Below are 11,213 nucleotides of genomic sequence, written 5' to 3'. Positions count from 1 at the left end.
GACCCAAGACGCCGCAAACGACGAATTGCGATTTCCGGAAAGCCTTCCTGCAAGACGTTCATGAGCGGAATCGTGCCGCCTTGCCCGATAAACGCGCAATCGGCGCCGAAGTAATCGCGCGATGCTTCGTTGACCGCGGTAGCCAGCCAGGGCGCCAGCTCCGGCGCATTCCATCCGTATGCGGCGGCCTCCGCTTGAACGTGACCTTGGCGTTGTACGGCGGATCGAGTTCGAGCAGCGCTTTGAGGTCGGCCACGGCGCGCGCCGCATCGACGAGCGCCGGCACGCGCAGCGAGAGCTTGAATGCCGTGCGCGGGCGCAAAAACGTTGCCGGCGCTCGCGAGCGGCGGGAGCCCTTGCGCCCCCGTCACCGATAGCGACGGACGCCAGGTCGCATTGAGCAGGGCTTCGTAGGGATCGGCCGTGACCGGTAGCACCGGCTTGCCGTCTTGTCCGCAGGCCCAGGGCGACGCCTTCCACACTTCTTCGCCGAGAATGCCCGCGGTCGCGCGCGCTTCGTCCAGCCGGCCCGCCGGAATCTCGCAGTGAAACGCGGACGGCAGCAACTTGCCCGTCGCCGAATCCTCGAGCCGCTCGAATAGCTGCCGCATGATACGGAAGCTCGATGGAACGATGCCGCCGAAACTGCCCGAATGCACGCCCTCGTCGAGCACCTGAACTTCGAGCGAACCGCCTACGAGTCCCCGTAGCGACGTAGTCAGCCAGAGCTGTCGTAATTGCCCGCCCCCGAATCGAGGCAGACGACGAGCCCGACGTTGCCGAGCCGGTCGCGTAGCGCGTCGACATAAGGAGCAGATCGTAGCTGCCCGATTCCTCGCAGGTCTCGATGAGACCGACGCAGCGCGGCCGTTCGATGCCTTGCGCATCGAGCGCCGCCAGCGCGCACAGGCTCGCGTAAATCGCGTAGCCGTCGTCGGCACCGCCGCGGCCGTACAGCTTGCGTCCTCGAGCTTCGGCGTCCACGGGCCGAGGTCGCGCCGCCATCCCTCGAATTCGGGTTGTTTATCGAGGTGGCCGTAAAGCAAGACGGTATCGGTGCTCCCCGACGCGTAGCCGGCGTCTCGAAGAAAATCACCGGCGTGCGTCCGGGCAGCCGCACGATCTCCAGCTTGAGCCCACGGACCCGCTGGCGCTTGCGCCCAAGCGGCGGCATCGGCGACGACCCGTTCAAGATATCCGTGTTTATCCCAATCGGCATCGAAAGCAGGGCTTTTGGCGGGGATCGCGATGTAATCGGTCAGCGCAGGAATGATCTCGTCATTCCATTTGCGCTCGACGAATTCGGTCAATGCGGGGCGGTCGATCGATGTCTCGTTTTGCTGCTTCGCATCAAGTGCGGTCATGGCGGTGGCTGTGGCAGTCAAAGCGCACATGATAGTCCCGATTCGGCTGTCCTGAATCGGAAACGTATGAGGCAAAACCGACATCGCGAGCAGAGCGCGTGCCTTCAAGCAAAAACCTGTGGAACGCGCGACAATCCGTCATACCCCACCCTCGAGGCAGGCATCATGTTGGATCGAATTGCCCTCCAAGTCGTCGAGGTGGTGTTTGCGCTGGCGATCTACTTTTGCCGGCGATCATCGCGGACCATCGCAAACGCACGACGTGCTGACGCTCGCCTGTTCAATGCATGTTTGGGTTGGACCGTCCTCGGCTGGCTTCTCGCGCTGTATTGGGCCCACTTGCCGAATCCCCCGCAAGCTTGGCGCGCGAAGTCCGGCCAAGCGCAAGCTGCTGCGGATGACGGCGTTTTCGAGCGCGCTAATGGCGCGGATCGACCGGCGGGCAACTAAGCAAGACAGCGCGCATCGCCACTAAGAGGCCTGTACGGCAAACGAGAGCCGTACCTTGAGGGACGCGGGGTTAAGGGCCCGCAGACGGCATCACAGACGGCATCGCACCGTGAGCATCAAAGGGCGGACTTCAGCGCCGCCTCGACGAACGGCATGCCGGCCGCCACCGAGCCGGCCATCGCCGCGGCGTAGAGGCGAACGTGAACGAGGCCCGGCGAAATCGAGCGTGGCTCGCGCCCCAGCGCCTCCCCGGCAAACGTATCTTGACGGAACTCGCCGTGCTCGTCGAACCATTGGCATAGGACAGCGTCGTTCGAGACAGCCGTCACCGTCATGCGCGAACCACCCACCTTCAGGGTCACGACATCACCTACGCAAAACTGATCAACTAGGTCACGGGTAGCCGTCGACATATGAACTCCGTCGCAAAGCATTGGTCCGTCCGATTAAGGACGGTAAGCGATTCGTGCGTTAGCAAACGGAATGAAACGGCAAAACCGTTTGCTGTCTTGACCGCCTCGGCTTAGCACCGAGGTCAAGGACAGACTAACAATAGAATAAATATTCTACAAGCGATTTTAGGGAAAACATGGAGTCGAATTTCTCATTCGACATCTAGCAGACGATCTAAATCGTTTACCCCCTATTTCGGGGACAGATATCCGCGAAAATGTAACAATCGTACTTTTCACGGAGTGCGCGCCACGCCTGAAACCCTTGCAGGACGGAGCGCCTCCCTATTTCGAGGTCAATTAATTCCGCCCGCCCCAGGAACCCAACGACGATATAACGCGAGCCCCTCTTTCATTTTGATCGAGATCAATTCTGCATTGCGTCATTATCCGATCCGGATAAATCAAAACCAATGAATTAAGCAAAATAGAATGAAAACGTTTCCGGCTCGAAATAAATTATCTCTAAACTGTCGCGATCCTCTCTGCAAGATGACCGCGAGTCGCGGGCGCAGGTGCGCTTCAGGCGTGTGCGTCCAACATGGCGCAGCTGCGACGCGATGCCACCACGATGAGCTTCATCGTGGCGCGCGTCGCGCCGACGAACAATTTACGGGCCGCGCGCTCGTCGAACGCCTCGAAGTCGACTTCGGTCAGCACCACGCACGGTGCCGACTGCCCCTTGAACCGATAAATCGATTCGAGCAGGACATCGCCGTCACGATATTCGGGATTGCCGAATAGATCGTATTTACCCGTGAAGCTACGCAGCCGATGCGGGCCCAAATGCTCGAGCGCGGTCAGCGCGGAGCCTTCGCGCCCTCGGAACGAGAGGACGGCGATGTCTTGCTTGCGAAAACCCAGCGCGAGCGCTTGCGTGATGGCCCGCTTGGTCGCATCGACGACCGCTTCGTCTTGCGTATCGTCATACGGCGTGAAGGAAATCTGCGAGCCGTCGAACGGGCTGCCGGCAAGGAGCCCGGCCGCTCGCGGCACGGCCGCGCCGACCTTCTCGCGCACGAAATCCAAAATATCGCGCGGGCTGCGATAGTTCGTCATCTCCGTGAGCACGGTCCACCCCGGTAACGCGACCGGTTCGCGCATATAGAGGTTTTGCAGCGGATCCTCGAGCCACCACCAGGCGCCGCCCTGGCGAACCAGACGCGATAGCGCTTCCACCCACGGTTCTTGAAAATCCTGCCCTTCGTCGACGATCAATACGTCGAATTGCCAACGCGCTTCGATCGGCGCACTCACGAACGCCGCCTCCAATCGCGCGAACACGTCGGCCGCGCGGAAATCCTGCACCGCCCCCACGTCTCGCGCCACCCAATCGCATAGCTGGTGGTAGTTCGCGACACGTGCCCCTTCGGGCGCGACGCGGGCAATATAGTCGGCCAGCGGCCGGTTGAAGCAGACATATAAGGCGCGCTTGCCGTTTGCCGCCGCATCCTTCATGACTTGCACGGCCAGTTGCGTCTTGCCCGAGCCTGCGGTCCCGATCACGCGCAGCCGAAACGGCGTGAACTCGAGCCGGCGCGCCCACGTCGCCAATCCGCCAGACAGGCGCGTCACGAGCGTGCCCGCCTGCCCGACGAGCGCGCTCGTATCGGGCGTCAGCGCCAATTCGTCGGCCAAGAAGTGATGAATCTTCGCAGCGCTCGGCAACTTCGGCTCATCGGCCGGCAGCGCGGCCAGGATGACCGAGACGAGACGATCCTTGCGCGTCGCATCGACGATGCTCTCGACAGGCACGCCCGCAATGGCCGCGTTCTTCACGATGTAGTCGGGACAAAACAAGAGCGCTTCGATACAGTACGTACCCGCGCCGAAGGCGGCCGTGAACCGTCGATGGAGACTTTCGACGGTCCTCGCGAGCTGGATCGAGACGTTCCGCTCGGTTTGCAGGTAGACCTTGACGAGTCCCTTCGGCGTCTCGCGCAGGAAACCGGCCTTTTGCTCGACGAGCATGAGCCGCCCTGCCGGGCTCACGATCACGAAGTCCGCTTCGCCGAATACGGAGAAAGCCCGATTCAGGCGAGTCCAATGCACGCCGTGATACACGGTGTAGTCGTCGGGCAGCGCCTGCTCGAGCAACGTGAGCGTTTCGCGCTCGCGCTCGGCGGCGCCGGTTGCGGCCAGATTCTTCCAATCGTCGGGAATTAGGCGTGCCATGGCGGGGTAATCCTCGCTTTGAGGTTCTGAATTCGGCGTATTGTACAAACCGCGCGGCGCCGGCTTGCTCGAAACGATCGAGACGCCGCTGCTTTCTTCCGGAGGAAAAATCAAATGCTGAAGATTTGGGGACGCGCCAACTCGGTCAACGTACAAAAGATTTTGTGGTGCTGCGACGAGTTGGGCGTCCCGTTCGAGCGCGTCGATGCAGGCTTGCAGTTCGGCCGCGTCAACGACCCCGACTACCGGGAACTCAATCCCAACGGTCAGATTCCGACGCTCGTGGACGGCACGTTCGTCCTCTGGGAGTCGAACTCGATCCTGCGCTACCTGGCCATGCAATACGGCGCGTCGAGCTCGCTGTACCCGGCCGATCCGAAGCTGCGCGCGAGCATCGATCGGTGGCTCGATTGGTCGCTCTCGACCTTGGCGCCCGCGGAACGGCCCGTTTTCATCGCCCTCGTGCGCACGCCGCCCGAGCAGCGCGATATGGACGCGCTCGCCGCGAATATGAAGACGCTAGTGGCGCGCTGGAAAATCGTCGACGGTCACTTGCAAGGGCGCTTTCATCCCGAAGGCGACCGTTTCACGATCGCCGACATCGTGCTGGGCGCATTCGCGAAACGTTGGTTCGGGCTCGAGGGAATCGAGCGTCCGCCGATGCCGAGCCTCGAGCGCTGGTATCAGCGATTGACGCAGCGCGCCGCCTTCAAGAAGTACATCGATCTGCCTTTGACCTGAAACTGCGCGGCGCGCGCGGTGCCGTCACGGATGCGCACGGCGCTCGCCCGCTTGTTCGAGCAACGTATCGAGCAGCGGCAATTGAACGGGCTTGGTCAGGTGCAGATCGAAACCCTGATCCAGCGAGCGCGCAACGTCGCTCTCTTGGCCGAACCCGGTCATGGCGGCAAAGCGTGCGTCGCCAAGCGCCTTGATGCGTTTGAGCTGACGTAAGACTGCGAAGCCGTCGGCACCGGGCATCGCGATGTCGATGAGGGCGACGTCGATTCGGTCGGAATGTTCCGCGGCGTCGAGTGCCTGCGCGCCGCTATAAGCCACCTGGACGCGATGCCCCTTCATGCGCAGCAACATCGCCATGCTGTCCGCCGAATCGCAGTTGTCGTCGACGACGAGCACGGCCAGCGTCCCCAACTCCGCATGGCCCGTCGAATTGCCGCGCATCCCTTCGTCGTTGGCGGCGCCTTGCACCGCGAACAGCGGCAGCCGCACGGTAAACATGGCGCCGTGCCCCAGGCCGTCGCTGGCCGCCTCGATCGATCCGCCGTGCATCTCGACGAGCCAACGGCACAGCGTCAGTCCGATCCCTAGGCCGCTTTCCTTCCGCTCGAATCGGTTGTCGGCCTGAACGAACAAATCGAAGATCGATTCGAGGGCCGTGGCCTCGATGCCGCAGCCGTCGTCGGACACGCGCAAACGCGCGAAAGAGCCGACCTTGTCGATCTCGACGCTGATGCGTCCTCCGTGCTCGGAGAACTTGGACGCGTTATTCAGCAAGCCTTGCACGACTTGCACGAGCCGCGTGCTGTCGCCGTTCACCATGATCCCCGTCGGCGGCACATGCACTTCCACCGCTTGCTGACGCAATGCGACATGCGGACGAATCATCTCGATCGCGCGCACGACGATGTCCGACAACTCCACGGGCTCCAGCCGCAATGCGACCTTGCCAGTCGTGATGCGGCCCGCGTCGAGAAGATCGTCGACGAGGCGGGTCAAATGCGAAATCTGCCGATCGATCATGTCGCGGCACTGACGCAACGTAGGGCTGACAAGCGGCTCGAGCATCATCACGCTCAGCGCGTTGCTGACCGGCGCGAGCGGATTGCGCAATTCGTGGGCGAGCGTCGCCAAGAATTCGTTCATATGCTGGCTCGCGGCCTCGAGCTCGCGCAGCCGCTTGCGCTCCGTCATGTCGCGCGTGACTTTCGCGAAGCCGCGCAGCCGCGGCCCGTCGTCGCTCGGCGTGTAGACGGCACGAATGACGACGTTGGCCCAAAACATCGTGCCGTCCTTGCGCACAGCGCCAGCCTTCCTCCTCGACTCGGCCGGTGCGCGCTGCAACGCTCAATTCGGCCTCGGGCGTGCCCCTGGCGACGTCATCGGGCGGATAAAACATCGAGAAGTGCTGACCGAGCACTTCTTGCGCGGTATAGCCCTTGATCTTCTCGGCACCGCTGTTCCAACTGATGATGCATCCGTCGGTGTCGAGCAAGTAAATGGCGTAGTCCTGCACGGACTCGAGCAAAATCCGCAGACGTTCTTCGGACGTCACCACCGGTTCGGGCGGCGAAGATATGGAGCGGCTATCGCTGGCGAAGCTATCCGGACGCATGACGGCGGCGTTTTCATTTTGGAAAAATGCGACACAGGTTGCCGCTAGGAAAACAAAAAAGCACAAGTCATGCCTAACCTACGCACGCGCTCATTCAAGCGAGCATGCGGCACGCCGCGCGCGCGCCGCCCGCAGCTATCGTCGCCGATTTAGCCTACGTAAGCGAACGCCGGGCGCGCGCCTGTCGTTGCGAGAGCAACTTTGACATTCGCTTTTGCAAAAACTCCATCCGTCAGCGAGTTGCTTTCGGCCGTCAGCCGATGGCTCGCGTCGCCACGGCGTCCGCCAGCAACGACACCAGTTGCTCGGGCTCGGCGGGCTTTCTCATGAAGTGATGAAAGCCTTCGCCGATGCTGCGCAGCCGGTAGGCTTCGTCCGTATGGCCCGTCAGCGCTACGGCCACGGCGGCGGGGCGATCGTTGCGGATCTCGTCGTCGCGCAGCCGTTGGATCAGATAAAAGCCGTCCATCGCCGGCAAATCGATATCGCAGACGACGGCGTCCGGCGCTACTTTGAGCGCCGCTTCGACACCTTCCTCGGCATCGGCGGCAGCTACGACTCGCGCGCCCTCGGATTCGAGCACCATCGCAAGCGACTCTCTGCTGGACGGGTCGTCTTCTACAACGACGACCGTCATCTGTTCGAGTCTCATCAGTCCGTTCATACCCTTTGTTGTCGCTATCGATACTTACGCCAGCACCTCGGACCGTTTCACCCTCGCGGAAGTTGCATGCGAGATTCGGTCGCAGCCCATACATCGGGGGATGGGGGCTGGAATCGGGGCGGACGATACCACGCCGTTAAGTTACGACGATGAAATTCTCACGACGAGCTATAACCATGCGCACGGCGCGCATTTGGCGCTTGCGCAGGGCGAAATGTCCGAGGATGCCGAACATCGGCCTTGGCAAATGCCGCACCCGGATTGCCACCGAGCGTCCATCGCCTCACGCTACAATCCGCGCATGTCGAAAGCCCCCTCCTCCGAGCCGAACGAATACACCGTCGACGAACTCGCTCGCGTCGCCGGTACAACCGTTCGCAATATTCGCGCTTACCAGGACCGGGAATTACTTTCGCCGCCGACCAAGCGAGGACGCGTCGCCGTATACGACGATACGCACGTGGCGCGCTTAACGCTGATCAATCATCTGCTCGCACGTGGGTATACGCTGGCAAATATCCAGGATTTGATCGGAGCAATCGAAGAAGGCCACGATCTGCGTTCGATTCTCGGCCTCGAAAGCGCGATCGGTTCGCGCTGGTCGCACGAGCGAGCGCAAACCTATTCGCTCGCCGAGCTCGCCACGCTGTTCGGCGAGGTATCGCCCACACGGCTGGCGAAAGCGCTGAACCTGGGCCTGCTCGAGCGGACCGGAACGAAGTTCGTCGCACGCAGCCCCGCCGCCCTGAACGCCGGTGCCGCGCTCGTCAAGGAAGGCGTGCCGGCCGCCGATCTACTCGAAGCCGTGCGCGTTTTGCGCCCGCACTTCGAGCAAGTCGCACAAGCGCTCGTCGACCTTGTCGTACGGCGGCTCGATCGCTACGAAGCCGATACGCTTCCTCCGCCGGCCGACGTCCCCGCGCTCGTCGATGCCATTTGGCGCTTACGTCCACAGGCGATGGTGCTCGTCGAAAGCGAAATGAACCGCGCGTTGGAAGAGGCCTCCGAAGGGTATCTCGCGAATCGCGTTTCGGCGATTTTGGACAAGCGTATCGAGCGGACCAACGCGCGCACGGCCACCCCCGCCCCTTCGACGCCACGCTCGCGCCGCAAACGCGCGGAGTGAGTCCAGCCCCGCTTCTATCGGCGCGTTTTTCATACGATGAGCTTCGCGCAAGTGCACGCTTGCGTCACTTCGCGTTTGAATATCGCCCATCGAGCCTTGGCCGGCCGGCCTCCTCGCGTCTCGCCCCGTTCATAGAATTTCGCGTCTAAACGTGTCCTTGAAGCGGCGCATCGCCCGTCGTATCTTTACATCGATCAATGTAACGATAGACGCCAATCAGGGAGGGCGCGGATGGAGACGGTCGACGTTGCCATCATCGGATCGGGCTTTGCCGGACTCGGCATGGCGATTCGACTCAAGCAAGCCGGTATGCACGAATTCGTCGTCATGGAAAAAGCCGATGCGATCGGCGGCACCTGGCGCGACAATCACTATCCCGGGTGTGCTTGCGACGTGCAATCGCACGTCTACTCGTTTTCGTTCGCGCCGAATCCGCGCTGGACGCGCATGTTCGCGCCACAGCCCGAGATTCACGCCTATCTACGAGCGTGCGCCGAGCGCTTCGGCATCGAACCGCATTTGCGCTTTGGCAAAGCGCTCACGCATGCTGCCTACGACGAAGCTACGCAGCGCTGGCGCCTGCGCTTTTCGGACGGCACGACGTTGCGCGCACGCGTATTGGTCTCGGGGATGGGCGGGCTCTCGCGCGCGGCATTGCCCGAGATCGCCGGCATCGAGACGTTCGAGGGCAAGAGCTTTCATTCGCAGCAATGGGACCATGCCTATCCCCTCGACGGCAAGCGCGTTGCCGTGATCGGCACGGGAGCCAGCGCGATCCAATTCGTGCCGCGCATCGCACCCCGCGTCGCGCAGTTGTCGCTCTTTCAACGCACGCCGCCTTGGATCATGCCGAAACCCGATCGCGCGGTCACGCGCACCGAGCGCTGGCTGTTCGAACATCTACCCGCCGTGCAAAAACTCGTTCGCGCGGGTCTGTATTGGCAACTCGAATCGCGCGCGCTCGGCTTCTCGGTCCATCCCGCATTGATGAAGCAAGTGCAAAAAATCGCGTTGCGGCATCTGCATCGCCAGGTGGCGGACCCAGCGCTGCGTCGAACGCTTCAGCCGAGCTACACGATCGGCTGCAAGCGCGTATTGATATCGAACGATTACTATCCGGCGCTCGCGCGTTCGAACGTGGAGGTGGTGACGTCGAAGATCGTACGGGTGGCCCCGGAAGGTCCGGTGACCGACGACGGGCAACTGCATCGCGTGGATTGCCTCATCTACGGCACCGGCTTTCACGTCACCGATCCGTTCCCGCGCGGTCTCGTCCATGGCCGTGGCGGCGTGGATATCGTCGACGTATGGCGCGACGGCGCACACGCTTACCTCGGCACGACGCTGCCGGGGTTCCCGAATTTCTTCATGATCGTCGGCCCGAATACCGGACTCGGCCACCATTCGATGGTGTTCATGATCGAGTCCCAGGTCGAATACATCATGCGGGCGCTGCGCGCCATGCAAGACGAACGCACCACCGCGATCGAAGTCAGAGGCAGCGTCGAGCGCGCGTACAACGCTCGCATTCAACGCAAACTGACGCGTGCGATCTGGTCGACGGGCGGATGCAACAGCTGGTACCTCGACCCCAAAAGCGGCAAGAACACCACGCTCTGGCCGGGATTCGCATGGCGCTTTCGCCAGGCCACACGAACGTTCCGCATGGCCGACTATCTCGCCTACGCCGAGCCCGGTACGACGCCCGCTCAGCCGGGTCCGACCGAGGACAACGGCATGCCCGCTACGCCAAACACGCATACTGCCCACACCACATAAGGACGCGCGTCGTGAAAACGCTCAACGATAAAGTCGCCGCGATCACCGGTGCATCTTCCGGCATCGGACGCGCGCTCGCGGTGACATTGGCGCGGCAAGGATGTCATCTGGCGCTCTCGGACGTCGACGGGCGCGCGCTCGACGAGACGGCGACGCTGGCCGCCGCCGCCCGCACAGGCAATGCAGCGAATCGAGGCGATCTACGCATCTCGACGTCGGTCGTGGACGTAGCCGACCGTGCGGCGATGTACGACTGGCGCGCACGACGAACGAACGTCACGGTCGCATCAATCTCGTTTTCAACAATGCCGGCGTCGCGCTCTCGAGCACGGTGGAAGGGATGGCTTACGAGGACCTCGAATGGATCGTCGCGATCAATTTCTGGGGTGTCGTGCACGGCACGAAGGCGTTCCTGCCGTATTTGAAAGCCACGGGCGACGGACACATCGTCAACACGTCCAGCGTATTCGGCTTGTTCTCTCAACCCGGCATGAGCGCCTACAACGCAACCAAATTCGCCGTGCGCGGTTTCACCGAGTCGCTGCGCGAAGAACTCGACATGCTTCGCTGCGGCGTATCGGCCACCTGTGTCCACCCGGGTGGCATTCGAACCAACATCGCGCGGGCGAGCCGCATTTCATCGAATATGTGCGGCTTTTTGATCGAAGACGACCGGCAAGGCCGGCGCGATTTCGAGCGGCTCTTCATCACCAGCCCACAGCAAGCCGCCGAGACCATTCTCGACGGGGTGCGCCATAACCGGCGCCGCGTCTTGATCGGACGAGACGCGCACGCCGCCGATTGGCTCGCGCGGTTGCTGCCCTCGGGGTATCAGGCGCTCGTCGTTCGA

General features: G+C 62.3%; 8 protein-coding genes and 3 pseudogenes. 5 read left to right on the top strand and 6 right to left on the bottom strand.

The window, feature by feature from the left end; translation table 11 throughout:
- Window positions 1-1,364 (bottom strand): annotated as a pseudogene (locus AB1286_RS32540) (M20/M25/M40 family metallo-hydrolase); the annotation flags it as partial.
- 165 nt (window positions 1,365-1,529) lie between these two features.
- Here AB1286_RS32540 and AB1286_RS32535 point away from each other — a divergent pair.
- Window positions 1,530-1,814 carry a superinfection immunity protein gene (locus AB1286_RS32535; protein ID WP_430367397.1) on the top strand — a complete coding sequence of 95 codons (285 nt, stop codon included), beginning with the start codon at window positions 1,530-1,532 and terminating at the stop codon, window positions 1,812-1,814.
- 116 nt (window positions 1,815-1,930) lie between these two features.
- Here AB1286_RS32535 and AB1286_RS32530 read toward each other — a convergent pair whose 3' ends face one another.
- Window positions 1,931-2,227 (bottom strand): YodC family protein, encoded by a 297-nt coding sequence (locus AB1286_RS32530; RefSeq protein ID WP_430366518.1) that lies wholly within the window; start codon window positions 2,225-2,227, stop codon window positions 1,931-1,933.
- A gap of 561 nt (window positions 2,228-2,788) precedes the next feature.
- A complete protein-coding gene (locus AB1286_RS32525) occupies window positions 2,789-4,441 on the bottom strand; it encodes an ATP-binding domain-containing protein (RefSeq protein ID WP_430366519.1) in 1,653 nt (550 codons plus the stop codon).
- A gap of 114 nt (window positions 4,442-4,555) precedes the next feature.
- On the opposite strand from AB1286_RS32525, the gene AB1286_RS32520 reads away from it, so the two are divergent.
- Window positions 4,556-5,182, top strand: coding sequence for a glutathione S-transferase family protein (locus tag AB1286_RS32520; protein WP_430366520.1), 627 nt, complete (start codon window positions 4,556-4,558; stop codon window positions 5,180-5,182).
- Between the two features lie 24 nt (window positions 5,183-5,206).
- Here the strand turns inward: AB1286_RS32520 and AB1286_RS32515 are convergent, their stop codons facing one another.
- The 3 genes and pseudogenes from AB1286_RS32515 to AB1286_RS32505 form a co-directional block, all read right to left on the bottom strand.
- Window positions 5,207-6,463, bottom strand: coding sequence for a hybrid sensor histidine kinase/response regulator (locus tag AB1286_RS32515; protein ID WP_430367396.1), 1,257 nt, complete (start codon window positions 6,461-6,463; stop codon window positions 5,207-5,209).
- 52 nt (window positions 6,464-6,515) lie between these two features.
- Window positions 6,516-6,794 (bottom strand): annotated as a pseudogene (locus tag AB1286_RS32510) (PAS domain S-box protein); the annotation flags it as partial.
- A 253-nt stretch (window positions 6,795-7,047) separates the two neighbouring features.
- A complete protein-coding gene (locus tag AB1286_RS32505) occupies window positions 7,048-7,458 on the bottom strand; it encodes a response regulator (protein ID WP_430366522.1) in 411 nt (136 codons plus the stop codon).
- A gap of 301 nt (window positions 7,459-7,759) precedes the next feature.
- On the opposite strand from AB1286_RS32505, the gene AB1286_RS32500 reads away from it, so the two are divergent.
- From AB1286_RS32500 to AB1286_RS32490, 3 genes and pseudogenes are all read left to right on the top strand, one after another.
- Entirely contained in the window at window positions 7,760-8,584 is an 825-nt protein-coding gene (locus tag AB1286_RS32500; RefSeq protein WP_430366523.1) for a MerR family transcriptional regulator, read from the top strand.
- 231 nt (window positions 8,585-8,815) lie between these two features.
- Window positions 8,816-10,363 (top strand): flavin-containing monooxygenase, encoded by a 1,548-nt coding sequence (locus AB1286_RS32495; RefSeq protein ID WP_430366524.1) that lies wholly within the window; start codon window positions 8,816-8,818, stop codon window positions 10,361-10,363.
- Window positions 10,364-10,374: 11 nt separating this feature from the next.
- Window positions 10,375-11,213: pseudogene (locus tag AB1286_RS32490) on the top strand (SDR family NAD(P)-dependent oxidoreductase); the annotation flags it as partial.

The organism is Trinickia sp. NRRL B-1857 (assembly GCF_050470685.1).
In the GTDB taxonomy this organism is placed as follows: domain Bacteria; phylum Pseudomonadota; class Gammaproteobacteria; order Burkholderiales; family Burkholderiaceae; genus Trinickia.
Note: the sequence above shows the minus strand (reverse complement) of the source record. Positions and strands in the feature narration are given on the sequence as shown.

Excerpts from the sequence above, each read along its gene's own strand:
- AB1286_RS32535 (WP_430367397.1), top strand. The coding sequence starts at position 1,530 with ATGTTGGATCGAATTGCCCTCCAAGTCGTCGAGGTGGTGTTTGCGCTG.
- AB1286_RS32530 (WP_430366518.1), bottom strand. The coding sequence starts at position 2,227 with ATGTCGACGGCTACCCGTGACCTAGTTGATCAGTTTTGCGTAGGTGAT.
- AB1286_RS32525 (WP_430366519.1), bottom strand. The coding sequence starts at position 4,441 with ATGGCACGCCTAATTCCCGACGATTGGAAGAATCTGGCCGCAACCGGC.
- AB1286_RS32520 (WP_430366520.1), top strand. The coding sequence starts at position 4,556 with ATGCTGAAGATTTGGGGACGCGCCAACTCGGTCAACGTACAAAAGATT.
- AB1286_RS32515 (WP_430367396.1), bottom strand. The coding sequence starts at position 6,463 with ATGTTTTGGGCCAACGTCGTCATTCGTGCCGTCTACACGCCGAGCGAC.
- AB1286_RS32505 (WP_430366522.1), bottom strand. The coding sequence starts at position 7,458 with ATGAACGGACTGATGAGACTCGAACAGATGACGGTCGTCGTTGTAGAA.
- AB1286_RS32500 (WP_430366523.1), top strand. The coding sequence starts at position 7,760 with ATGTCGAAAGCCCCCTCCTCCGAGCCGAACGAATACACCGTCGACGAA.
- AB1286_RS32495 (WP_430366524.1), top strand. The coding sequence starts at position 8,816 with ATGGAGACGGTCGACGTTGCCATCATCGGATCGGGCTTTGCCGGACTC.